Origin of the sequence: Streptomyces zingiberis (assembly GCF_012034935.1) — a bacterium.
GTDB classification, from domain to species: Bacteria; Actinomycetota; Actinomycetes; order Streptomycetales; family Streptomycetaceae; genus Streptomyces; species Streptomyces zingiberis.
The window spans coordinates 61,513-85,682 of sequence record NZ_JAATEN010000020.1 but is presented as its reverse complement, the minus strand read 5'-3'; the positions used below and the strand labels follow the sequence as shown (position 1 = coordinate 85,682).

The 24,170-nt window shown below is 73.8% G+C and carries 18 protein-coding genes, 1 pseudogene and 1 riboswitch; of the genes and pseudogenes, 13 read left to right on the top strand and 6 right to left on the bottom strand.

What is annotated here, in order from left to right; all coding sequences use genetic code 11:
* Positions 1-277 precede the first annotated feature (277 nt).
* A complete protein-coding gene (locus HCK00_RS21575) occupies positions 278-589 on the bottom strand; it encodes a hypothetical protein (RefSeq protein ID WP_168103682.1) in 312 nt (103 codons plus the stop codon).
* A gap of 472 nt (positions 590-1,061) precedes the next feature.
* Between HCK00_RS21575 and HCK00_RS21570 the strand changes: the two genes are divergently transcribed.
* Positions 1,062-2,279, top strand: coding sequence for a ferric reductase-like transmembrane domain-containing protein (locus HCK00_RS21570; protein ID WP_168103681.1), 1,218 nt, complete (start codon positions 1,062-1,064; stop codon positions 2,277-2,279).
* A 116-nt stretch (positions 2,280-2,395) separates the two neighbouring features.
* Positions 2,396-3,664 (top strand): MFS transporter, encoded by a 1,269-nt coding sequence (locus HCK00_RS21565; protein WP_168103680.1) that lies wholly within the window; start codon positions 2,396-2,398, stop codon positions 3,662-3,664.
* Positions 3,665-3,969: 305 nt separating this feature from the next.
* Here HCK00_RS21565 and HCK00_RS21560 read toward each other — a convergent pair whose 3' ends face one another.
* From HCK00_RS21560 to gcvT, 5 genes are all read right to left on the bottom strand, one after another.
* Positions 3,970-4,728 (bottom strand): class I SAM-dependent DNA methyltransferase, encoded by a 759-nt coding sequence (locus HCK00_RS21560; RefSeq protein ID WP_168103679.1) that lies wholly within the window; start codon positions 4,726-4,728, stop codon positions 3,970-3,972.
* A 484-nt stretch (positions 4,729-5,212) separates the two neighbouring features.
* Positions 5,213-6,601 carry an L-serine ammonia-lyase gene (locus HCK00_RS21555; RefSeq protein WP_168103678.1) on the bottom strand — a complete coding sequence of 463 codons (1,389 nt, stop codon included), beginning with the start codon at positions 6,599-6,601 and terminating at the stop codon, positions 5,213-5,215.
* A 633-nt stretch (positions 6,602-7,234) separates the two neighbouring features.
* Complete coding sequence (gene glyA, locus HCK00_RS21550; RefSeq protein ID WP_168103677.1) at positions 7,235-8,497, bottom strand: serine hydroxymethyltransferase; 1,263 nt, start codon at positions 8,495-8,497, stop codon at positions 7,235-7,237.
* A 101-nt stretch (positions 8,498-8,598) separates the two neighbouring features.
* Positions 8,599-8,982, bottom strand: coding sequence for a glycine cleavage system protein GcvH (gene gcvH, locus HCK00_RS21545; protein ID WP_168103676.1), 384 nt, complete (start codon positions 8,980-8,982; stop codon positions 8,599-8,601).
* Between the two features lie 143 nt (positions 8,983-9,125).
* Positions 9,126-10,298: a glycine cleavage system aminomethyltransferase GcvT gene (gene gcvT / locus HCK00_RS21540; protein WP_168103675.1), complete on the bottom strand. Its 1,173-nt coding sequence runs from the start codon at positions 10,296-10,298 to the stop codon at positions 9,126-9,128.
* Between the two features lie 240 nt (positions 10,299-10,538).
* A riboswitch (glycine riboswitch) is annotated at positions 10,539-10,648 on the bottom strand.
* Between the two features lie 900 nt (positions 10,649-11,548).
* Here gcvT and HCK00_RS21535 point away from each other — a divergent pair.
* From HCK00_RS21535 to HCK00_RS21485, 11 genes and pseudogenes are all read left to right on the top strand, one after another.
* Positions 11,549-12,241 carry an AAA family ATPase gene (locus tag HCK00_RS21535; protein WP_375781992.1) on the top strand — a complete coding sequence of 231 codons (693 nt, stop codon included), beginning with the start codon at positions 11,549-11,551 and terminating at the stop codon, positions 12,239-12,241.
* A 639-nt stretch (positions 12,242-12,880) separates the two neighbouring features.
* Complete coding sequence (locus HCK00_RS21530; RefSeq protein ID WP_168103674.1) at positions 12,881-13,693, top strand: enhanced serine sensitivity protein SseB; 813 nt, start codon at positions 12,881-12,883, stop codon at positions 13,691-13,693.
* Positions 13,694-13,902: 209 nt separating this feature from the next.
* Positions 13,903-14,676 (top strand): enhanced serine sensitivity protein SseB C-terminal domain-containing protein, encoded by a 774-nt coding sequence (locus HCK00_RS21525; protein ID WP_168103707.1) that lies wholly within the window; start codon positions 13,903-13,905, stop codon positions 14,674-14,676.
* A gap of 541 nt (positions 14,677-15,217) precedes the next feature.
* Positions 15,218-16,885 (top strand): ABC transporter substrate-binding protein, encoded by a 1,668-nt coding sequence (locus HCK00_RS21520; RefSeq protein ID WP_168103673.1) that lies wholly within the window; start codon positions 15,218-15,220, stop codon positions 16,883-16,885.
* Between the two features lie 105 nt (positions 16,886-16,990).
* Positions 16,991-17,995 carry an ABC transporter permease gene (locus HCK00_RS21515; protein WP_168103672.1) on the top strand — a complete coding sequence of 335 codons (1,005 nt, stop codon included), beginning with the start codon at positions 16,991-16,993 and terminating at the stop codon, positions 17,993-17,995.
* Positions 17,995-18,948, top strand: a complete 954-nt coding sequence (locus HCK00_RS21510) for an ABC transporter permease (protein ID WP_168103671.1) — start codon at positions 17,995-17,997, stop codon at positions 18,946-18,948. The genes HCK00_RS21515 and HCK00_RS21510 overlap by 1 nt, the downstream gene beginning before the upstream one ends.
* Before the next feature lie 4 nt (positions 18,949-18,952).
* A pseudogene (locus tag HCK00_RS21505) lies at positions 18,953-19,921 on the top strand (ABC transporter ATP-binding protein); the annotation flags it as partial.
* Between the two features lie 359 nt (positions 19,922-20,280).
* Entirely contained in the window at positions 20,281-21,333 is a 1,053-nt protein-coding gene (locus tag HCK00_RS21500; protein WP_168103670.1) for an ABC transporter ATP-binding protein, read from the top strand.
* A 263-nt stretch (positions 21,334-21,596) separates the two neighbouring features.
* Entirely contained in the window at positions 21,597-22,256 is a 660-nt protein-coding gene (locus HCK00_RS21495) for a trimeric intracellular cation channel family protein (protein WP_168103669.1), read from the top strand.
* A gap of 182 nt (positions 22,257-22,438) precedes the next feature.
* Entirely contained in the window at positions 22,439-23,524 is a 1,086-nt protein-coding gene (locus tag HCK00_RS21490) for a helix-turn-helix domain-containing protein (RefSeq protein WP_206320705.1), read from the top strand.
* Positions 23,508-24,077: a PIN domain-containing protein gene (locus tag HCK00_RS21485; protein ID WP_168103667.1), complete on the top strand. Its 570-nt coding sequence runs from the start codon at positions 23,508-23,510 to the stop codon at positions 24,075-24,077. The genes HCK00_RS21490 and HCK00_RS21485 overlap by 17 nt, the downstream gene beginning before the upstream one ends.
* The last annotated feature ends 93 nt before the right edge of the window (positions 24,078-24,170 follow it).

Sequence of the window (24,170 nt, the reverse complement as noted above, 5' to 3'; positions counted from 1 at the left end):
GGGCTGTGGTCGCGCTGTGCCGTGGTGGCCGGGAGGGCCGGGATACGGGAGTTGCTGTGGCCGTGGGATCCGAAGGGGTGTGACCGCCACGGCCCATCTCCGAGCGACGGCCCGGGTCGAGGGGTCGCTGGGACGACTATGGCAGAGGGCGCACCGGCGTTCAAAAAGACATAGCGGGACCAGAGGGGAGAACCCCCGCCCGACCGCCGTGAATCCGTGGTGAGCTGTGCCACGGAGGCCGGGCGGCGGCGCGGGGACGGCCCCGGACGGCCGCGGGTCAGCGGCGGCCCCGGTGCTGCGTACCGGCCCGGCGGCGGCGGTCGTTGCAGAGCAGGCACTTGCCGTACCCGGGCGGCAGCGGGTCCTCCGCGTCGCCGTAGAGAGGATCGACGGCACCTCGCGGATGGTGCGGACAGCCGGTCGCCCCGTGCTCGCCCCTGAGAGCCGTGGCGGAGTGCAGCGCCCGCCGCAGGGCGTCGACCAGTTCCTCCGTCTGCGAGGCGGAGAGCGCCGCCGGATCCAGGCCGAAGGCGATGTCCTGGGCGGTGCTGAGCGCGGCCCGGAGGTCGCGCAGGTCTGCGTAGCTCATGACGACGACCCTAAGGGCTGCCCCTGACGGCGGAGGCTCCGGCGGCCGGACGGGGGGCCGGTGTGCCGGGTGGCCGGGGGCCGGCCGGGCGGGGCGTCCGCTTGCGGGGGGCTTTCCCGGAATTCTCCGTTCTCCTGTCGAGTGGTGCAGTGGGCCTCCCTTACCAGTCGTTTCTCCCGGCGCTTCAGTTCCCGGCGGCGGCGATTTTTTTCGGCTTTCTTCGCGCGGGAAATCGCCGTGGCCGGATGTGCCGCGTAGATCGCGGTTCGTGGGAGGCTTCAGGCCAGGTGGGGAGGGGTGCGGACGGGGAATGAGGTCCGGCCGGTGGTGAAATTCCGGAACGCATCCCCGTCTTCCGCGGCCCGGAATCCATCGCTATTCTTTGGCGCGATGCGCGGGGTCGACAGCTTCGCCGCTGACCGCTCGTCGCCGGCGGCCGGCCGGCGGGCCAGAGGGAAACCGGAGTGGTGAGATGGCAGAGGCTCTTGAACCCGTGACGCGTCCCCCGGGGCAGGTGAGACCGGACCGCGCCCGTTTCGACTGGGCCGCTCTCCGCGCCGATCTGCGGGGCGCGATACCCGATGCCTCGCTGGCCCTGGTGATCACCGGGCTGATCTACTGGCTGCTCTACGTCCGCGTGGAGAACGGCACCTCCGCGACGATCAAGATCATGCCGATGCTCGCGGACGCCGACACGTTCTGGATGTACTGGATGTGCCAGGCGTTCGGCTGGTCGGCGATGCTGTGGGCCTACATCACGGTCGTGTTCGGCCTGATGCGCTCCGGGCCGCGGCCCCGCCTGCGTTGGCTGCCCGCGGCACGGCTGGAGAAGTGGCACCGCACCACCAGTCTGACCACCATCGGGCTGATGTTCATGCACGCGTTCTTCTTCTTCACCGACCAGATCAGGGACAACCGGACCCGCTGGTCGTTCGGGCGCAGCGTGTGGACCGCGTTCGTCGACTCCTTCGTGCCCGGTGGTTACGCCACCGGCACCGGCCGCGTCGCCATCTTCATCGGCCTGCTCGCCCTCTATCTGGCCATCCCCCTGGGCCTCGCCTTCTATCTGCGGCACCGGACCGGTTCCCGGACCTGGCTGGCGCTGCACCGGTTCGTCATCGTCGTCTACGTGCTCAGCGCCTGGCACACGCTGCTCTACAGCAGCCAGGGCTGGTACGACGGTTCCTTCCGCACCATGCTGTGGGCGCTGCAGATCCCGCTCGCCGCCCTGCTCCTCGCCCGTCTGATGGCACCGGCCCGCCCAGGTGAACGCCTCCGGGCACGAGGGAAGGGGAACCGCGACCACGCGCTGCCCTTCAGCGCGCGGCTGTTCGCCCGGATCGTGGTGGTGGCCATCCTGCTGGGGCTGGTGGCGGTCCTCGTCACCGGTGTGGACGGCGGGCGATCCCCCGGCGGGGCCTCCGTCCCGCCCTGGCCCGAGAAGTGGGTGATCTGGGCCGGCCTGCTGCTGTTCACGCTCGCCGTCGCCGCTGTCGTCCTCCGCCTCCGGCGCCTGCGGCCCGGCAACGGAACCACCGCGCGGAGCGCGGCACCGGCGGAGGAGACGGCCGGCCCCGCGGCGGAGGCCACCCCTTCGGGGGCCCCGCCGGCGAACGGGCCGGGAGGCCCGGGGGAGGGCCCCGCCGCCCCGGCGGAACAGCAGGCCGACAGCCCGGCCGACCGGCGCTGACGCCGCTCCGGCGCGGGGGTGACGGCGCCGGCCGGCGGGCACGCGTCCGCCGGCCGGCGCGCGCCGGGGCGCGTCCCTCCACCGGTGGCCGGAGCCGCCGCGACCCGCCCGCCCGGGTGTGGCGGTCCCTCAGCGGCGCCCAGCGGGCCCTGCTGGCCGGCGGGTTGCTCGTCAACATCGGTACGTTCGCGGTCTACCCGTACCTCGCGGTCCTGCTGCGCGAGCGACTCGGCGCGGGGATGGCGCAGGTCGGTCTGGTGCTCGGGGCGGCCACGCTGGTGCAGTTCGCCGGCGCGCCCTTCACCGCGGCGTTCGCCGAACGCGTCGGCCTGAAACGCGCCCTGACCCTCGCCACCTGCCTGTACGGCCTCGGTGCCCTCGCCTACCTGGGCGGGGTGGCCAAGCCCGCGCTGATGGTGGCCGGGCTGTTCCTCAGCTGTGGCGCCGGGGCCCTCTACTCGCCCGCGTACCGCGGGTATCTGGTGCACTCGGCGACCGCCGGGCAGCGCCCGGGGGTGCTGTCCGCGGGCAACGCCGCCGGCCATCTCGGGATCGCGCTCGGCCCGGTGGCCGGGGCGCTGTTCCTCCACCGGCCGGCGCTGCTCTTCACCCTGAGCGCCGCCCTCTACGCCGTGCTGACCGCCGGCCACCTGCTGCTGCGGCCCGAGCGACCGGAGCGGCCCGACGGTGGCGGGCGGGCCGCCGAACCGTTCCGGCGGGTGCTGCGCGGCCTGGCGAGCCTGCCGTTCACGGTGACCGTCGTCACCCACTACCTGTACACGCAGTTCTACCAGTACCTGGCGGTGTTCACCGAGGGGCGGCTGGCCACGGCCGTCCACGGCCTGATCATGATGGGGTACTCGCTGGGGCTGGCGGTCTTCCAGCCGCTGCTGGCGCGCCGGACCGGAGCGGCCCGCTACCCGGTGGCGATGGCGGTGGGCTTCGGCTGCATGGCGGCCGGCATGGCGGCGTTCGCCACCGGCCGGGCGGCGGGGGTGGCAGCCGGCGCCGTGGCGCTGAGCGCCGGGACCGCCGTGCTGTTCCTGAAGAACGACCTGGAGGCGCTGGCGCTCTCGGACCGGTCGGCCACGGTCACCTTCGGCCGGCAACGGCTGGCGGTCGGTGTGGGCACCTCCCTCGGCGGGCTGATCGGTGGCGCGCTGTACGGGTGGTTCGAACGGGTGGAACTGCTGCCCGGGTTCTGGCTGGCGCTCGCCGTCCAGTGCCTGCTGCTCCCGCCGCTGGTGCTCGTGGTGGCGCGCCGGACGGGCCGGGCGGGCCGGGCGCGCCGGGCGGATCCGCCGCGCCGGGCGGGGCCGGTCACGCCGGCCGGCCCGGCGGTGAACGGCCCCGGGCGCGGTGGGGATCCACCACCGCCGCCCTGAGCCTCGGGGCGTCCGCGGGCCTGGCCGGACGAGGGGTCGGCGCCGCCCGCGTGCCCGGAGTGCCCTCGTCCCCGGGGTGCCTTCACGGTCGCCCCGTCCGTCGGTCGGGGGCCCGCTCCTTCCGCGCCCTTTCCGTCGCCGCGCCCGGCCTTCCGCGCCCGGCGGCCTCCCGCGCCCTGCCCTGTGCTCCGCCGCCGCGCCCGCCTCTGCGCCGGACTCCGCCCCCGCGGGACCACCGTTCGGTGGGACGTGAAGGCGGGACGTGGGGGCGGGATGCGGAGGCGGGATGCGGAGGCGGGGCGTGGTCAGGAGGCGGCGGGTGTCTCGGGCTTCTCGTACACGGTGACGTAGTCCCCCTCGCCGCGGAACGGCTCCCGGCGCCAGCCGCCCCACCGGCCGCGGAGTTCGAGCCCCGCCAGCCGGGCCATCAGGTCGAGTTCGGCGGGCCAGGCGTACCGCATGAACGCCGGTGCCAGCCGGATGCCCTGGTCGCTGATCAGCACGTGGTGGCCGCTGAGACGCTGCTCGACGGGGTCGTGACGGACGGCGGTGAGCCGGACGTGGTCGAGACCCACGTGGTGCGCCTCCACCCGCTGGCCCCGCTGGTAACGGCCCACGTCCGGCATCGGGCACTCCAGTACGAACCGGCCGCCGGGGAGCAGGCGCCGGGCGGCGTTCGCGAAGCAGCGCACCTGCTCGTCCTGGGTCATCAGGAAGAAGAACGTGGAGAACACCACGAACACCATGGCGAACCGGGCGTCGGTGTCCGGGGCGACGTCCGCCATGTCGCCGATGGTGACCGGGATGCGCCCGCCTCCGGGCTTGGCGCGCATCCGGGCCACCATGGCCTCCGACGCGTCGACACCGTGCAGGTCGACGCCGCGCGCGGCCAGCGGGATCGTCACCCGGCCGGTGCCCACGGCCAGTTCGAGCACCGGCCCGGCGGGCCCGTCCTCGATCAGCTCGCCGAGGAACCGCACCGCGTCCGTGGGGTCGAGGTCGTGCCACTCGTCGTAGACGTCGGCGTTGAGTTCGCCGTAGGTCTCCGGTCCGTAAGGCTCCATGCGGGTCCTCCCCGAAGGTCGGTTCAGCGGCCGGAACGCGGTACGGGCCGGGCGCCGCGGCGGCGCCCCGGCCCTGGTGCTGCCCGGGGTGGTGCGGGGTCGCGCGGTGCGGGGCGGTACGGGTGGCCCGGGGTTGTGCGGTGCCGGTACGGGTGGTGCGGGGCGGCGGGCGCTCGTCCGTGCCACGGCGGCCGGGCCCGGGTACGGACGGCGTGCGGGGACGGCCGGAGCCGGCGCACGGTACGCCACCGGGACCGGCCCGGTACGCGGCGGGGCCACGCCCCGTACGGCGCGCGCCTCACCCAACAGGTCGGCCGGCACGCCCGGGGAGTTCCCGCTCAGGCCACCGCCGGCGCGGTTCCGTACGAGGCCGCCAGGGCGCGCCGGGTCGGCCGGGCGGGACGGGCCCCGGCGCCGGGGCTTGGGCGCGAGGGGGACGGGCCCGGCCGCGCGCGTCACGCTCGCGGCGGCCCGGGCCGGTCCGTCAGCACTCGATGACGTTCACCGCCAGGCCGCCCCGGGCCGTCTCCTTGTACTTCACCTTCATGTCGGCGCCGGTGTCGCGCATGGTCTTGATGACCTTGTCGAGGGAGACGTGGTGCCGCCCGTCGCCGCGGAGCGCCATGCGGGCCGCCGTCACGGCCTTCACGGCGGCCATGCCGTTGCGCTCGATGCACGGGATCTGGACGAGTCCGCCCACCGGGTCGCAGGTCAGGCCCAGGTTGTGCTCCATGCCGATCTCCGCGGCGTTCTCCACCTGCTCCGGGCTGCCGCCCAGTACCTCGGCGAGTCCGCCCGCCGCCATCGAGCAGGCCGAGCCGACCTCGCCCTGGCAGCCGACCTCCGCGCCGGAGATGGAGGCGTTCTCCTTGAAGAGCATGCCGATCGCCCCGGCGGCCAGCAGGAACCGGACGACCCCCTCGTCGTCGGCGCCGGGCAGGAAGTGGGTGTAGTAGTGGAGGACGGCCGGGATGATGCCGGCGGCGCCGTTGGTCGGGGCGGTGACCACGCGCCCGCCCGCCGCGTTCTCCTCGTTGACCGCCATCGCGTAGAGGGTGATCCACTCCATGGCGCGGCCCGCCGCGTCGCCCTCGGCGCGGAGCTGCCGGGCGGAGTTCGCCGCGCGGCGGCGGACCTTCAGCCCGCCGGGGAGGATGCCCTCCCGGGAGAGCCCGCGGGCGACGCACTCGCGCATCACGCGCCAGATCTCCAGCAGCCCGGCGCGGATCTCCTCCTCGCTCCGCCACGCCTTCTCGTTCTCCAGCATCAGCGCCGAGATCGACAGGCCCGTCTCACGGGAGAGACGCAGCAGCTCGTCACCGGTGCGGAAGGGGTACTTCAGTACGGCGTCGTCGGGCTTGACGCGGTCCGCGCCGACGGCGTCCTCGTCCACGACGAAGCCGCCGCCGACCGAGTAGTACGTCTTGGCCAGCAGGGTGGTGCCGTCCGCGGCCGTGGCGGTCACCGTCATGCCGTTGGCGTGGTACGGGAGGGAGCGGCGGCGGTGCAGGACGAGGTCGGTGGCCGGGTCGAAGGGGATCTCGTGCGCGTCGCCGCCGCCGTCCTCGGCGGCGAGGAGCCGCAGCCGGCCGGTGGCACGGATGCGCTCGGCCTCCTCCTCGGCGCGTTCCACGTCCACGGTGCGCGGCGCGTGGCCCTCCAGGCCCAGCAGGACGGCCTTGGGCGTGCCGTGGCCGTGGCCGGTGGCGCCGAGGGAGCCGAAGAGTTCGGCGCGGAGGGTGGCGGTGGCGTCGAGCAGCCCTTCGCGCCGCAGCCGGAGGGCGAACATGCGTGCGGCCCGCATCGGGCCCACGGTGTGGGAACTGGACGGCCCGATGCCGACCGAGAAGAGGTCGAAGACGGAAACGGCCACGGTGTGGACCCCCGGATCACCCCGCGGTGGCGGGGAACAGGCCGCCGGCGGCGCGGAGGGTGGTGGCCGCGGGCGGGACGGGCGATGGAACGGACGGGAACGGAGAGCGGGCCGGTGCGGAGGGGAGGGGAGGGAGGGGCCGGCCGGAGGAGGCGGGCCGGGCGGGGCCGTCGGTCCCGTGCGGCGGCGTGCGGTGGGCCGCCGCACGGAGCGATGCCGGGAGGGCGCCGGGAACGGTGAGACCAGGGAGGGAACCGGAGCCGCCGGAACCGCCGGAACCGCCGGTAAGGCAGGGAACACCGCTGCCGGCAGCTTCAGCGTACCTACGGGGCGGAAGCCGGGCATTCCGGGGCGGCCTCTCCGCTCCGCACGCCGCACGCCGCACACCACACACCGCGCGGTGATGCGGAGGCGGCGGCGGAGCGGAGAGGAACGCGGACACCGGGGGCGGAGAGGCGCGGGGCGGACGCGGGCGCGCACGTGGCGTGCCGTCCGCCGGCCCGGGTCACTCCGGCCCGGGCCACCCCGCGCCGGTCGTCCCGGCCCGCCGGTCATCCGCGCGGTCCCGCCGCCGCTCCTGTCGGTCACCCCGGCCGCCGGTCACCCCGGCCGCCGGTCATCCCGGCCCCGTGGTCACTTCAGCCCGGGGTACAGCGGGTGCTTCGCGGCCAGGGCCGAGACGCGGTCGCGCAGCGCCGCGAGGTCCTGGCCCGGCTTCAGCGCCTCGGCGATGATGTCGGCGACCTCGCGGAAGTCCTCCTCCTGGAAGCCGCGGGTGGCCAGCGCCGGGGTGCCGATCCGCAGCCCCGAGGTGACCATCGGCGGGCGCGGGTCGTTCGGGACGGCGTTGCGGTTGACGGTGATCCCGACCTCGTGCAGCCGGTCCTCCGCCTGCTGCCCGTCGAGCTCGGAGTCGCGCAGGTCCACCAGGACGAGGTGGACGTCCGTGCCGCCGGAGACGACCGCGACGCCCGCCTCGGCGACGTCGGACGCGGTGAGCCGCTCGGCGAGGATCCGGGCGCCGGCCAGGGTGCGCCGCTGGCGCTCCTTGAACTCCTCGCTCGCCGCGACCTTGAAGGAGACGGCCTTGGCCGCGATGACGTGCTCCAGCGGGCCGCCCTGCTGGCCGGGGAAGACCGCGGAGTTGATCTTCTTGGCGAGGTCGGCCGTGGAGAGGATCACTCCGCCGCGCGGGCCGCCCAGCGTCTTGTGCGTGGTGGTGGTGACGATGTGCGCGTGCGGCACCGGGGAGGGGTGCAGCCCCGCGGCGACCAGGCCGGCGAAGTGGGCCATGTCGACCATCAGATAGGCGCCGACCTCGTCGGCGATCCGGCGGAAGGCGGCGAAGTCGAGCTGCCGGGCGTAGGCGGACCAGCCCGCGATGATCAGCTTGGGCCGCTCCTCCCGGGCGAGCCGCTCGACCTGCTCCATGTCGACCCGGCCGGTCTCGGCACCCACCTCGTAGGCGGCGACCTTGTAGAGCTTGCCGGAGAAGTTGATCTTCATGCCGTGGGTGAGGTGGCCGCCGTGCGCCAGGCTCAGGCCCAGGATGGTGTCGCCCGGACTGAGTACCGCGGCCATGGCGGCGGCGTTGGCCTGGGCGCCGGAGTGCGGCTGCACGTTGGCCGCCTCGGCCCCGAACAGCTCCTTGATCCGGTCGATGGCCAGCCGCTCGATCACGTCGACGTGCTCGCAGCCGCCGTAGTACCGGCGGCCCGGGTACCCCTCGGCGTACTTGTTGGTCAGGACCGACCCCTGGGCCTCCAACACCGCGACCGGCGCGAAGTTCTCCGAGGCGATCATCTCCAGGGTGGACTGCTGGCGGTGGAGCTCGGCGTCGACGGCGGCGGCGACATCCGGGTCCACGTCGTGCAGGGAATCGTTGAGAAGCGACATCAGGTCTTCCCGTTCGGTGGCGGTGAGGTGAGGGCGGTGAGGGAGGTGCGGGCGGTGGGGACGGCGGGCCGAGGGGCGGACGGGCCGGGGCCCGGGCGGCGTCAGCCGCCGGCGAAGGCCGCGTACTCGTCGGCGGAGAGCAGCTCCGGCTCCCCGGCGCTGTCGTCGGTCCGCACCTTGAACAGCCAGCCGCCCTCGTACGGGGCGGAGTTCACCAGCGCGGGATCGTCCACGACGTCCTGGTTGACCTCGGTGATCTCGCCGGAGACCGGCGCGTACAGGTCGCTGACGGACTTGGTCGACTCCAGCTCGCCGCAGGGTTCACCCGCGGTCACCGTGGCACCGACCTCCGGGAGCTGGACGTAGACCACGTCGCCGAGGGCCTCGGCCGCGTGGGCGGTGATGCCCACGGTGGACACGCCCTCCTCGGCGGCGGACAGCCACTCGTGCTCCTTGCTGTAGCGCAGCTGCTGGGGGTTGCTCATGGGCTGATTCTCCTGGATGTGGTGGCCTGCTCGTGGTCGGGTCTTGAGACGTGGGACGGGTGCGGGGGACGGGGCCGCCCGGGACACGGTGGCGGGCGGCGGCGGGACGGAGGCGCGCCACCGGCGAACCGGCGGCGCGAACCTCAGCGCTCCCGCCGGTAGAAGGGCAGCGCCACGACCTCGTACGGCTCGTGGGAGCCGCGGATGTCCACGGCCACGCCGGGCGTGCCGGGCGCGGCGTACGCCGGGTCGACGTACGCCATGGCGATCGGCCGGCCGAGGGTCGGCGAGGGCGCGCCGGAGGTCACCTCGCCGATGACCGCGCCGCTGCCCGCGTCCACCACGGCGTATCCGGCGCGCGGCACCCGGCGGCCCTCCGCGACGAGGCCGGCCAGCTTGCGCGGCGGGGCCTCGGCGGCGCGGGCCGCGGCGGCCTCCAGCGCCTCCCGGCCGACGAAATCCACCGGGGTGCCCGGGGTGGTGGCGGTGTCGGCGCGGTCGGTGCCGCCGGCCGCCGCCTTGTCGAACTTCACCACCCGGCCGAGGCCCGCGTCGAAGGGGGTGAGCGCCGTGGACAGCTCGTGCCCGTAGAGGGGCATCCCGGCCTCCAGCCGGAGGGTGTCCCGGCAGGAGAGGCCGCAGGGGGTGAGACCGGCCTCGCGGCCCGCCTCGGTCAGCGCCCGCCACAGCCGCTCCGCGTCGCCGGGGGCCGTGAAGAGCTCGAAGCCGTCCTCGCCGGTGTAACCGGTGCGGGCGATCAGCGCGGGGACGCCGGCGACGGTGCCGGGCAGCCCGGCGTAGTAGCGGAGGCCGGCCAGGTCGGCGTCGGTGAGCCCGGCGAGGATGGAGGCCGACTCGGGGCCCTGCACGGCGATCAGCGCGTAGTTCTCGCGGTCGTCGGTGACGGTGGCGTCGAAGCCCGCCGCGCGCTCGGTCAGCGCGTCCAGCACCACCTGCGCGTTGGCGGCGTTCGCCACCACCAGGTACCGGTCCTCGGCGAGCCGGTAGACGATGAGGTCGTCGAGGATGCCGCCGCTCTCCGCGCAGATCATGGTGTAGCGGGCGCGGCCCGGGGCGAGCGCGGCGAGGCTGCCCACCAGGGCGTGGTTCAGCGCCTGTCCGGCCTGCGGGCCCGTCACGGTGATCTCGCCCATGTGGGAGAGGTCGAAGAGGCCGGCGCGGGTGCGGACCGCGGTGTGCTCGTCCCGTTCGCTGCCGTAGCGCAGCGGCATCTCCCAGCCGGCGAAGTCGGTCATCACGGCGCCGAGCGAGCGGTGCAGGGCGTCGAGCGGGGTGCGGCGGGGGGCGTCGGTCATGGCGTGGGCTCCCGGACGAAGGTGGCGGACTCTGCGGCTCCGCGCTGGACGGCTGTGCGGCGGCGGGGCCGGCGCGCGATCGGCGACGGCCGCGGTGACACAGTCTCCCCATCTGTCATGGAACCTGAGAGCTTCGCCACGGCCCGGCGGATCCGGCGCCCGGTCTTCCCGGGCGGACCACCGGCCGTGACTTGCACCTTGGGTGGGGACACGCGGCGGTGTCCCGCTTTCCAGATGTGCCTCGTCCGCGCGGTACGGGGCCTGAGAGATTCAAGGGAGAGCTTGCTCCTTCGGCGCCCCGGCGGGACCGGCCACGGGCCGGGCACCGGGAACTCTCCCGCGCGGATTCGAACGGCGTATGCAGTTGGCGCGGTCATCATCGCACGGGAACCCCGGGAGGGGGCCGGGCTGTGCGCAGCGGCACATCCGCCGCCGGCGGGGCGGGCCCCGGCCGGCGCCCGGGGCGGGCCGGCCTGCCGCGGCGGGGGCGGCGCACCGGCGTACGGGGGACGGGCGCCCCGCCGGATTCCTCCGCGGGGAGAGGCCGCCGGCTTCCCGGTCGCGGAAGCCGGCGGCCGGGAGCCGGGGAAGCTGCGGCCCCGGGGCCCCCGGGGCAGTCCGGGGCGGTCCGGCGACCCCGGGGAGGTGCCAGGGGGTGCGGTCCGGGACTCCCGTGAGCATCCGGGTGCTGTGGGCTGTGCTGTGGGCTGTGCTGTGGGCTGTGCTGAGGGCTGTGCCGCGGGGTGCCGGCGGGTTCGGCGGGCGCCGTGCGCGAGGCGGCCGGCCGTGTGGCCGCGCGAGCGGGGGCCGCCGCGGAACTCTTGGGCCGGTCGGCGGCGTTGTCACGTCTCGTTGTTCTTGTCACGCTGGCCGCACGGTCCGCGGGCGACCGTACGGAGGGGGACATCACGGTGCAGGGGCAGGGGACGTCCGCGGTCACATCCGGGGCCGCGTCGGAGCGGGAGGTGCCGGGGGAGCGGCCGGGCGCGGAGCGCGGGGCGGCCGTGCCGGTGCCGGCGGGTGTCGCGGTGCCGGTGGGGTCCGGGCCCGTGGCGGCCGGGGGCCCGGCGGCGTGCCCGGAGGCGCCGGGCGCGGCTCCGGTCCCGCAGATCCCCCTGCTCCCGGTCTCCGTCCCGCCGCACCCCGCCGGGCCGGCCGCCGCCGCGCCGGTTCCGGCGGCGCACGCCTCCCCGGGGCCGGTGGCCGCCGTGCCGTGTTCCGTTCCGCCGGTCTCCGTCCCGGCGGGCGGCATCGCCCCGGACGCTCCACCGTCCGGGGCCCGGCCGCCCGGTCCGCGGGTACCCCCGCAGCGGGGGGCCCGGTCGCGGCGGACGGACACCGGAACCCCGGCGGCCGCGGCGCGCATGGATCTGCGGGGCAGGCCCGCGCCCGCCGCGCTGTGCTACCCCGCCGGGGACGTCCTCGTCGTCTCCGGCCTCCCCGGCAGCGGCAAGTCCACCCTGATCCGCCGGGCCGTGACGGTGTCCGACATCCACGGCGGCCCCGTGTACCGCGTGGATTCCCAGGACTCCCGGGACCGGTGGCGGCACCGGCTGCCCGCCGGGCTGCCCTACGCCCTCTACCGGCCGCTGGTCCGCCTCGCCCACTACCGGGGGCTGCGGCGCGCGCTGCGCTCCGGGGCGAGCGTCGTCGTCCACGACTGCGGCACGCTCACCTGGGTGCGGCACTGGCTGGCGCGGGACGCCCGGCGCCGGGGCCGCGGCCTCCATCTGGCGCTGCTGGACGTCTCCCCGGAGGCCGCGCTGGCCGGGCAGGTCTCGCGCGGGCGGGGCGTCTCCGGCTACGCCTTCGGGCGCCATCTGCGGGCGGTGGCGCGGCTCGTCGCCGACGCGGAGGCCGGGCACACGCCCCCCGGGTGCGCCTCCGTGGTGCTGCTGGACCGCGCCTCGGCGAGCACCCTGGACGCCATCGGCTTCGGCTGACGCGCTCCCACCCCGGGCCCCGGGCCCCGCTGACGCGCGCCCGCCTGGCGCGAGACCCGGCCGGCGCGAGAACCGGCGGGCGGAGGCGTGGATCCGGCCGTCGGCCACCGCCATCGACCAGGCGACCTCGCGGGTCTTGAACCCGGCCCGCCTCTGGGGCGTCCGCCCGTCTCCGTGGGCGGGCCGCGCCGACGTGCCGTCCGGCGGTTGCGCCCACCCGTCGGCGTGACGGGGGCGGCCGTCGGCGCCCCGGCCTGCCGGGGCCGTAACCGCCTGCCGGGCGTCGGCGTATCCGCCGGCCGGGGCCGCATCCGCCTGCCCCGCTCACCAGGACCCCCGCCCTGCCTCCGTCGTGCCCGGGCGCCGTGGCCGGGAGTGCGCCCCGGCGAGTGGTGCCCGTCCGGTACCGGCCGGCGCCGGCCCGGGGAAATCCGTACCGCACGGCCCCTGGCCGGACGGGGGTGTCCTGGCGTTAGTGTTCTTCTCCCGGGTCTGCCGATGACGCCGTCCGCCGCCGCCCGGCGCGGGACGGCGCCTCCGGCGTACGCGCGGTCCGGCCCGCACGGGCGCGCGGCCCCGGGTGCGGCGTCCACGCCCAGGGCGCCGCGTACGACACGTGGTGGGACGGCGTTGGACGGCATGAGCATCGACGGCACGAGCATCCCGGAGCAGCACGAGCACCTCCTGGCCCCCGCCGGGCCCTCCGGCGGTGTGCCCGGCGGCTTCCCGAGCAACGAGCTGGAGGAGGTGCTCGCCGCCTCACTCGGGGTGCCGGGTGCCGGCGCCCGGCTGATCGAGGTGCTCGGCCGCAGCCGGGTGTGGGTGCCGCTGCCGAACGGTGGCGGGCCCTCCAGCCGCGAGCTGGACCTGCCGACGATGGACGTGAACGGCCTCGCCTGCGTCCCCGTGTACAGCTCCGAACAGGAGTTCCTGCGGGCCGTCGGGGCGCACATGCCGTGCACCGTCGCGCCCGCGCGGGAGTTCGCCCGGGGGCTGCCGCCCCAGCTGGGCATCGCCGTCAACCCGGAGGGCACCGTCGGGGTCCCGCTGCCCCCGCCCGCCGTGGCCGAGCTGTGCCGCACCGGCCGCGGGCCGGCCCCCGAGGGGGCCCCTTCCGGTGGCCGGGTGCGGCTCTTCGAGCCCGACTGGCAGGAGGAGCCGGTCGACTTCCTGGCCTCCGCCGCGGGGGAGTTCTCCACCACCGGGGTGGTGCGCACCGCCCGCCGGGCGCTGGCCAGCGTCGAGGCCGGCCCGCCCGCCCTCTTCGTCGGGGTGGAACTCACCCGCTGCGAACCCGAGGACCGCGCCCTGGTGCTGGACGCGCTCGGCCGGGCGCTCGGCGCCGTCCCCGTGCCCTGGCCCGTCCAGCTCGTGCTGCTGGACGTGGCGCACGACCCGGTGGGCGACTGGATGCGGGACCGGCTGCGCCCCTTCCACACCGCGGAGAGCTGACCCGGGACGGCCGGTGGCGCCGGCCGGCGCCCGGTGGCGCGGGTGTGCGACACCCGGACGGCGGACAGTGCGGCGGGCGCCACCGCATCCGGTCCGTAAGCTGGTTGGATGGCCGTGGGGCGCGGTCAGGCGCACTCCGGCGGCGCGGATCCACGACGAAGGGGCGGAACCAGGTGAGCTCGGGCGGGGACAGGGAGCAGGTCGAGCAGCTGCTGCCGCAGGTGACGCCCGGCCGCTACGACGCCTACGAGGCGCTGCTGCGGGCCCTGGCGGACGGCCAGGTGTGGATGCTGCTGTGGCACGGGCACCCGGGTGCGCCCGACGCCCAGTACGGCAACATGGAGGTCGACGGCTACGGCTACGCCCCCTGTGTGACCTCCGCGCAGGAGCTGGCGGCCAGCGGCTGGAACCGGGCGCACGAGGTCGTGGGCGGCCGGGAGATCGCGGCCGCGCTCTTCCCGGACCGCTGGGGCCTGTGGCTCAACCCGCACGCCCCCGGCGGCGGGGTCGGCATCCCGTGGGCGGATCTGCGCCGGATCGCCGCCGGGCTGGACCGGCTGCCGGCCGGGCCGCTGCGGATCAGCGAACCGGCCGTGGAGATCCCGCAGTTCTACGCCCTGCTCACGCAGAACGCCCACCGCACCCCGGCGGTGCGGGCGCTCCGCCGTGCCTGGGTGCAGCCCTCGGTCGGCGTTCCCTACCTCGCCATCGGCCTGGAACTCTACGACAACGGCCCGCAGGCCGTGGAGTCGGTGCGGCAGATGATGGCGCAGTCCATCGGCGCCGTTCCCGACGGGCTGCCGGTGTCCACGGTCGCCCTGTCCGACGAGTACGACCCGGTGGCGCTGTGGATGCGGGCGGGCTCCCGCCCGTTCTTCGACCGCGAGGGCTACGCGGCGGGGGTCCCCGGCCCGGGGGAGGGCGCCCCGGGGTACGGGTATCCGCCGCCGCACGGGATGCTGCCGGGCGCGGCGTCGCACTGAGCACCCCTCCGGAACACCTTCCGGGACATCCCTCCGAAGCACCCCTCCGCACAGGTCTGCCGAGGCGGGGGCCGCCGCCGGCGGGCCCGCGGGGCGGCCTTCCGTGGCGCGGCTCCGCGCCCGGGGCGGCCCCGCACGGAACCGTCCCCGGCGCGGGACGCCACCCCGTTCCGCCGGCCCCTCGTGCCCTTCCGCGTTGCGCGGGCACATTCCCGCTCCCTCCTGGTGCCCTTTCGGGCCATCCGTTCCTGCCCCGCCGGTGCTCTCCCCTCCCCGCGGCCGCCTCCGCGGGTCCCGGCAACCGGAGCGCCGGGGTCCGTGGCGCCCCGGCGCACGGGAGCCTCTTCCCAGGTCCGCGGTACCCGGCACCACCCCGGGGGCGCCGCGTCAACCGGACTTCTTCAGGGAATGTCCGAAATATGCGCTGTCCGGGTCTCAGGTAGGTATCACCGCTATGCGGATTGTTCTCCAACGGGGATGGTCGTCTGTAGTGTTCGGGCGGTCAGCGCCCTCTCAAACACCGTTCTTTCCTGGGGTAAGCATGCGAATAAGAAAGTCCGGAGCCGCCCGCGCGGTTGTGGTCACCTTGGCAACGGGTCTGGTCCTGGCCGGCTGTGCCAGCGAGCGTGACTCGGGCAAGAGCGGAGAGGCGGGCGACACCTTCATCTTCGGCGCCGCCGGCGACCCCTCCTCCCTGGACCCCGCCCTGGCGAGCGACGGCGAGACCTTCCGGGTGACCCGGCAGGCGTTCGAGGCCCTCATCGAGCACGAGCCGGGCGGCTCCAAGCTCGTCGGCGGTCTCGCGAAGTCGTGGGAGGCCAGCGAGGACGGCACCGAGTGGACCTTCAAGCTCCGTGACGGGGTGAAGTTCCACGACGGCGAGAAGCTCACCGCCGAGGCCGTCTGCGCCAACTACGACTACTGGTTCAACTGGACCGGGACGTACCAGAACAGCGGTGTCTCGTACTACTGGCAGACCATCATGGGTGGTTTCAAGAAGAACGAGGACAAGGAGACGCCCGAGGCGAACTACGTCTCCTGCACCGCCGAGGACGAGCTGACCCCGGTCATCAAGGTGAAGGAGGCGACCGCCAACCTCCCCGGCGGCTTCTCCCTCCAGGCGCTCGCCATCCACTCCCCGAAGGCCATCAAGGCCTACGCGAAGGAGGAGGCCACCGGCGAGGGTGACGCGATCAGCTACCCCAAGTACAGCCAGGAGGCGGGGACGGTCGCGGGCACGGGCCCGTTCAAGATCTCGAAGTGGAGCAAGGGCAACAAGGAAGTCACCCTTGAGCGCTTCGACGACTACTGGGGCAAGAAGGCCGGCGTCGAGAAGCTGGTCTTCCGCACCATCGACACCGAGGACGGCCGCCGCCAGGCGCTCCAGAGCGGTGACATCCAGGGCTACGACCTGGTCGCGCCGGCGGATGTGAAGACGCTGGAGAAGGACGGCTTCCAGGTCCCGACCCGCGACGTCTTCAACATCTTCTACCTGGGCTTCAACCAGGAGGCCGAGAAGCTCCTCCGGAAGAAGGAGGTCCGGCAGGCCGTCGCGCACGCGATCGACCGGGAGAACCTCGTCAAGACGCAGCTCCCCGAGGGCGGCGTCGTGGCGACCCAGTTCATGCCGGACACCGTGGCCGGTTTCTCGGACCAGGTGAAGACCTACGACTACGACCCGGAGAAGGCGAAGGACCTCCTCGCCGATGCCGGTGAGAAGTCGCCGACCATCGAGGTCTGCTACCCCACCGAGGTCACCCGCCCGTACATGCCGGCCCCCGCCGACATGTTCGAGCTGATGAAGGCCGACCTGGAGAAGATCGGCGTCAAGGTCAAGCCGCGGGCCATGAAGTGGAACCCGGACTACATCGACTCGCTGCAGAACGGCAAGTGCGGGATGTACCTGTTCGGCTGGACCGGTGACTTCAACGATGGCTACAACTTCATCGGCACCTGGTTCGGCGGCTACGACAAGCAGTGGGGCTTCAAGGACAAGAAGGTCTTCGACGCCCTGAAGGCCGCCTCCGCCGAGCCCGACGCGGAGAAGCGCACCGAGCTGTACAAGAAGGCCAACGAGGTCGTCATGGACTTCCTCCCCGGTGTGCCGATCTCCTCGTCCCCGCCGGCGATCGCCTTCGCCAAGGACGTCAACCCGCCCAAGGTCTCCCCGCTGACGCAGGAGAACTTCGGCGAGGTCTCCTTCAAGTAACACCGCACCGCAGGCAAGGTCCGCCCGGCCACACCAGCACCTCCGTGGCCGGGCGGACCGGTTCCTGCACCAATCGGCAACATGACCAGAAAGGGGTAGCGCGGGGTGTTGCGTCTCGTCGTACGCAGACTTCTGCAGCTCATACCCACCTTGCTCGGCCTGTCCGTCCTGCTGTTCCTCTGGCTGCACAAGCTGCCCGGCGGCCCCGCGGCCGCCATGCTCGGGGAACGCGCCACCGCGGCGGACAGGATCCGGATCGAGCGGGCCCTCGGGCTGGACCAGCCCCTGTGGGTGCAGTACGGCCGCTTCCTGAAGCGGCTGGGAGAGCTGGACCTCGGTACCTCCACCCAGACCGGGCAGCCGGTGTGGGAGGAATTCGTCCAGCGGTTCCCCGCCACGGTCGAGCTCAGCGTGTTCGCCATGCTGCTCGCCATCGCGGTCGGCATCCCGCTCGGCTACTTCGCCGCCCGGCGGCGCGGTGGCTGGCTGGACGTCTCCGCCGTGTCCGGCTCGCTGCTCGGTATCTGCATCCCGGTCTTCTTCCTCGCCTTCATCCTCAAGGCGATCTTCGCCGTCAACCTCGGCTGGTTCCCCAGCTTCGGCCGGCAGACCACCGGTCTCAACGCCACCGAGGTGACCGGCTTCTACGTGCTGGACGGCCTGCTCACGGGTGAGCTGGACGCCGCCTGGGACGCCCTCGTCCACCTGGTGCTGCCCGCCATGGCGCTGGCGTCCATCCCGCTGGCGATCATCGTCCGCATGACCCGGGCCAGCGTCCTGGAGGTGCTCGGCGAGGACTACGTGCGCACCGCCGAGTCCAAGGGCCTCCACCGGCGTGTGGTCCGCGGCCGGCACGTGCTGCGTAACGCGCTGCTGCCGGTGGTCACCGTCATCGGCCTGCTGACCGGCAGCCTGCTCTCCGGAGCCGTGCTCACCGAATCGGTGTTCGCCTTCGGCGGCATCGGCTCCTTCCTGCGCACCGCGATCGACGCCCGGGACTACCCGGTCCTCGTGGGCTTCATCATGTTCATCGCGCTGGCCTACGTGGTCCTCAACCTGCTGGTGGACCTCGCCTACAACCTCATCGACCCGAGAGTGCGGGTGCACTGATGAGCACCAAGACCGACAAGATCGACCGGCTCGCGGAGCTCACCGCACAGACCGAGACCTCCACCGGGCACAGCCTCGCGTACGAGGCGTTCCGCCGGCTGCGGGCCAGCAAGATGGCCGTCATCGGGGCCTGCATCATCGCCGTCTTCGTGGTCCTCGCCGTGCTCGGCCCGTGGATCGCGCCGTACTCCCCGACCGCCCAGGCCTGGCGCGGTGAGGTCCTTCCCGCGCAGAGCGTGTTCGTCGGGCCGCGCGGGGAGAACTGGCTGGGCCTGGACCACCTCGGCCGGGACGAGTTCTCCCGGATGCTGGTCGGCGCCCGGCAGACGCTGCTGGTCGGCGTGGTCTCCACGCTGCTCGGCTTCACCGTCGGCTGTCTCATCGGGGTCGGCGCGGGCGCCGCGGCCACCCTCGGCGGCCGTCTGGGGCGCCGGATCGACACCGTCGTCATGCGCTTCATCGACATGCTGCTGGCGCTGCCCTCGCTGCTGCTGGCGGTCAGTGTCGCCGCGGTGCTCGGGCAGAGCCTCACCACCGTCATGATCGCCGTCGGTGTGGTGCAGATCCCGATCTTCGCCCGCCTGCTGCGCGGCGCGATGCTCGCCCAGGGCGGCTCCGACTACGTGCTCGCCTCCCAGGCGCTCGGGGTGCGCAAGCGGCGGATCGTGCTCGGCCACATCGTGCCCAACTCGCTGAGCCCGGTGATCGTGCAGGCCACCCTGAGCCTGGCCACCGCCATCATCGAGGCCGCCGCGCTCTCCTACCTGGGCCTCGGCAACCCCGACGCGGCCGTGCCCGAGTGGGGCGTCATGCTCGCCCAGGCGCAGCGGTTCTTCGACGCCGCGCCCATGCTCGCGGTCTACCCCTCGGTGGGCATCATCATCACGGCCCTCGGCTTCACACTCCTCGGCGAGGCGATGCGCGAGGCCCTCGACCCGAAACTGCGGAGCTGATCACATGCCGCTCCTTTCCGTGGACGAACTGACCGTCACCTTCACCGCGCGCGGACGCCGCGACGTGCGGGCCGTGTCGGGTGTGTCCTTCTCCGTCGACCAGGGCGAGGTGGTCGGGCTCGTCGGTGAGTCCGGCTGTGGCAAGAGCGTCACCTCGCTCGCGCTGATGGGCCTCTTGCCGAAGCGGGGGGTGACCGTCGGCGGGCGCGCCGAGTTCGACGGCACCGACCTCTTCGGGCTCGGCGACGCCAAGCTGCGCGAGATGCGCGGCTCCCAGCTCGCGATGATTTTCCAGGATCCGCTCTCCTCGCTGAACCCGGTCGTCCCCATCGGCGTCCAGGTCACCGAGATCCTCTCCCGCCACCGCGGGCTCAAGGGCGAGGCGGCCCGGAAGGAGGCCGCCCACCTGCTGGACCGGGTCGGCATCCCCGACCCCCGCCGGCGGCTGAAGGAGTACCCGCACCAGCTCTCCGGCGGTATGCGGCAGCGGGCGCTCATCGCCATGGCGGTGGCCTGCGCGCCGCGGCTGCTCATCGCCGACGAGCCGACCACCGCGCTGGACGTCACCATCCAGGCGCAGATCCTGGAGCTCCTCAAGGAACTGGTGGACGAGGAGGGCACCGCCCTGCTGATGATCACCCATGACCTCGGGGTGGTCGCCGGCCTCTGCGACCAGGTCAACGTGCTCTACGCGGGGAAGACCGTGGAGTCGGCGGGGCGGCGCGAGCTGTTCGCCTCGCCCACCCACCCGTACGCCAACGGGCTGCTCGGCTCCATCCCCCGCCTCGACGCCCCGCGCGGCGAGCCGCTGCGGCCCGTCCGCGGCTCCATCAACGACCAGATCGCCTGGGCCGACGGCTGCGCCTTCGCGCCGCGCTGCGACCACTACACCCTGGAGTGCCTGCAGGGCACTCCCGAGCTGACCGAGCCGCGTACGCCCGGGCACCAGGTGCGGTGTGTCAACCCGGTGCTGAGCCCGGTGGGCGCGGGGGACGTGGCGGTCATCGAGGCGCCGCACATCGTGACCGGACTGGAGACCGGACTGGAGACCGGGCCGGAGACGGGACCGGAGGCCGGGCCGGGCACGGAGCAGCCCGCTCCCGGGGCCGTCACGGCCGTCGCCGCCGCGGCCCCCGCGACCGGGGAGCCGTCGGGTGAAGCCGGGACGGTCCCCACCGTGGAACCGGCCGGGAAGCCCGCCCCCGGGGCGGACGTGACCACGGCGGGCGGGGCCGCGCCCCGTACCGTGACCCAGGCGCGCGACGGCGAGGAGCCCGGCGGGGAGCCCGCCGCTCCGTCCGCCGCCGGCGAGGAACCGACGGAGGCCGGATCATGAGCCTGCTGAACCTGGACGGGGTGAAGGTCCACTTCCCCCTGAAGAAGGGCGTCCTCTTCGACCGCACGGTCGGGCACGTCTACGCCGTCGACGGCGTCACGCTCGCCGTCGAGGCCGGCCGGACGTACGGCCTCGTCGGCGAGTCCGGCTGCGGCAAGACGACGCTGGGCCGGGCCGTGCTGCGGCTGGTGGACATCACCGACGGCAGCGTCGTCCTGGACGGCACCGACCTCGCCTCGCTCCCCGACGAGGAGATGCGGAAGATGCGCCGCCGGGTCCAGATGGTCTTCCAGGACCCGCTGGGCAGCCTCGACCCCCGGCAGAACATCGAGTCGCTCCTCTCCGAGGGCATGGCCGCGCACGGCATCGGCGCGGACCGTGAGGAGCGCCGGACCCGCATCAAGGAGATCCTGGCGAAGGTCGGCCTGCCCGCCAACGCGCTCTCCCGCTACCCGCACGAGTTCTCCGGCGGGCAGCGGCAGCGCATCGGCATCGCGCGGGCGCTGGTGCTGGAACCGGACGTGATCATCTGCGACGAGCCGGTCTCCGCGCTGGACGTCTCCATCCAGGCCCAGGTCATCAACCTGCTGGAGGAACTCCAGGAGTCGATGGGCCTGACCTATCTGGTCATCGCCCACGACCTGGCCGTGGTACGCCACATCTCCGACGTCATCGGCGTCATGTACCTCGGCTCGCTGGTGGAGGAGGCGCCGAGCGACTCGCTCTACGCCGAGCCGCTGCACCCGTACACCAAGGCGCTGATGTCGGCGGTGCCGATCCCCGACCCCGTGGTCGAGGACACCCGGGAGCGCATCCTGCTCACCGGTGACCTGCCCTCGCCGGCCTCGCCCCCCGCGGGCTGCCGCTTCCACACCCGCTGCCCGTGGAAGCAGGAGACCAAGTGCGACACCGAGCGGCCTGAGCTGCGGGACCTCGGCGGCGGCCACAAGGTGGCCTGCCACTACGCCGCGGAGATCGCGGCCGGCACGGTCCGCCGCACCGCCGGTGAGGCGATCGAGCCGGTGGCGGCCACGGAGGCCGCCGTCTGACGGCGGGCCACCGCCCGGCGGTGCTGCCGCCCACCCGGTGACGTGCCGGCCCCGGCCCCGGTCCCGCTGAGGGGCCGGGGCCGGGGCGCGTCGCGGCGGAGGCCCGCCCGGCCGGGGCCCGGGCTCGTGGCCGGGACGGGCGCCGCCGGAGCGGCCGGTGCCGCGGGGCCCAGGGCGCTTCGCGCCGGGGCGTGCCGTGGCGCCCGCGCCCGCGACGGTGCCCTCCCGGCGGGCGGCCCCCGGCGACCGGGGAGAATCGCCGGGTGCTCATCGACCTGTTCCCACCCACCGTGCTGCACGCCCTGGACATCGCGGGGATCTTCGTCTTCGCGATCTCCGGCGCGCTGCTCGCCGTGCGCAAGAACTTCGACGTGTTCGGCATCATGGTGCTCGCCGGGGCGACCGCGACCGGCGGCGGGCTGATCCGTGACCTGATCATCGGCGCCGTCCCGCCGGCGGCCTTCACCGACCTCGGCTATCTCGTCACCCCGGTGGTCGCCGCCGTGCTCGTGATGTTCCTCCATCCGGAGGTGGAGCGGATCAACCGCGCGGTGGGCGTCTTCGACGCGGCGGGCCTCGGCCTGTTCTGCGTCGTGGGCACCACCAAGGCGTTCGAGTACGGGCTCGGGCTGCCGTTCGCCGCCGTGCTCGGCGTGGTCACCGCCGCCGGCGGCGGGGTCGTCCGGGACGTCCTCGCCAACGAGGTGCCCTCGCTGCTCCGCTGGGACCGGGAGATCTACGCCGTTCCGGCGATCGTCGGGGCGTCGATGTGCGCCCTGCTCATCCAAGCCGACGCGCTCAACCCGGTGACCAGCGCCCTCTCCGCGGCCACCGCCTTCGTCCTGCGGCTGTGCGCGATCCGCTACGGCTGGCGCGCCCCCCGCGCCTGGCACCGCAGATCCGCGACGGCGGAGGAGCCGTAACCGCGCGCCGCGCGCCGCGCCGAAACGATCCGCTGTGGCTCCTGCCGGGTGCCGGGAATCGTCCCCCGCACCCAGTGGGAATAACTACGTGTGGTGATGTGGTGATACCGCGTGAGCGGTCCGCTCCTTGCGCCGGTCTGCCCGGGGCCTATTTTCTGTGCCAACATCGCAGAATGGGGAGTGTGACGAGTTGGCAGGACATAGGGGCCCGCCTGGGCGAGGCCAGGCGCGCGATCGGCCTGACTCAGGAGCAACTGGCCGAAAAGGTCGGATTGGACCCGCTGGCGGTCTCCCATATCGAGAGCGGCGCGAGCAGGGTGGGTGCCGTGGAGTTGACCCGTCTGGCTGATTCCCTTGAGTTGCCGGTTGACTACTTTCTGGTGAGTCCGCCTTCGGTTCTGTCGCACCGCATGCCGATGGAGGAGAACGAGTCCGACGCGACGAGGTCCGCCTTCCGTACGCAGGCCCTCCTCGGCTCGTGGCTGCGGGACGTCCGGCAACTGGTCGACCTCGGGTTCCTTCCCCGGCGCAAGCCCTGGACCTATCCGGAGAAGCGGGAGGGCGCGGGCGCTTATCTCGACTATCTCGACGCCGCGCGATGGGTGCGGGGGGAGCTGGGAAACCCGGATGACCCGCTGGGCCCCATGGTCGACGTGTGCGCCGAGGCCGGCCAGTGGCCTTTGGTGGCGCAGATCCCGGGCGACGGCGCTTCCCTGATTGATGGCGATATCGCGGTTTCGATCATCAGTGTGAGGGGTGAACCGGGAAGGCGCCGGGCGACGGCCGCCCATGAACTCGGGCACCTGGTGATGGGTGATGCCTATTCGAATGATCTCGGTGTGCATGTCTCGGTGGAGGAGCGGGAGCGCGCCATTGAACGGTTCGCCGCGGAACTCTTGCTTCCTGTGACTGCTATTCAGCGGAATTGGTCGTCGGGGAAAGAGCCGCGCGATCAGCTCATGACACTTGCGGCCCGGTACCGGGTCTCCTGGACCCTGGCGCTGGCCCAGGCCGAGAGGGCGCGCGTCATCGACATGCCGTCCCGGAACGCGCTCATGGCGCGGACGCCCACCCGGGCCGAGTTCTTGCAGGCGCTCGGCTGGACCCCGGAGCCGGACCTGCAGTCGATCAGGGTGGCTCCCGCTTACGCGACCGCCGTCCTCGATGCCCTGAAGGGCGGTAAAGTTACCCGGGCGCGGGCCGCTGAGATGCTGCACGGTCAGGTGGGCCAGGACGACCTGCCGTCGCAGAATGAGGTGGACCACTGACGTGTCCGGGAGTCGACAGCGAGGCCTCGTACTGGATGCGACCTTACTGAATCACGCCGCACGGGCCGACAGGATCGATCTGCTCGGCCATTACCTCAAAGATATTGAATGCTGGACCACGGCCACGGTCCAGGAGGAGTTGCGCGCCGGGTTGCCGGCGCACCCCGCGCTGCGGCGGGCGCTGGACGCCGATTGGCTCCTCATCGACCCGCTCGACACTCTCGAATCCCTTCAGGCATATGCCGGTTGGCAGCGCAGAGTGGGGGCCGGTGAGGGAAGGCACCGCGGTGAGGCGAGCGTTTTCGCCTGCGCGGAGTTGCGGAACGGCATAGCGGTCACCGATGACAGGGCGGCGAACCGCGTCGCCAAGACGTATGGGCTTGAGGCGCACGGGACGCTCTGGCTCCTGGCCCGTCTCGTCCGGGAGGGGGTCATCGTCGTGGCCGCCGCCGAGAATTTCATCGAGTCCCTCGTGGCGGAGGGTGCCAGGCTGCCGTGCCGGGGCAGCGACTTCGGCGCATGGTGCGCGAGGAACGGGATGGAGCTGACGTAGGCGTCCGGCGCGGCCGTTCCCCGTGGTGCGCTCCGGGAGGCCCGGAGGGGTGGGCGGCCCCGTGGTGTACCGGCAAGTAACTTGTGCGGTAGC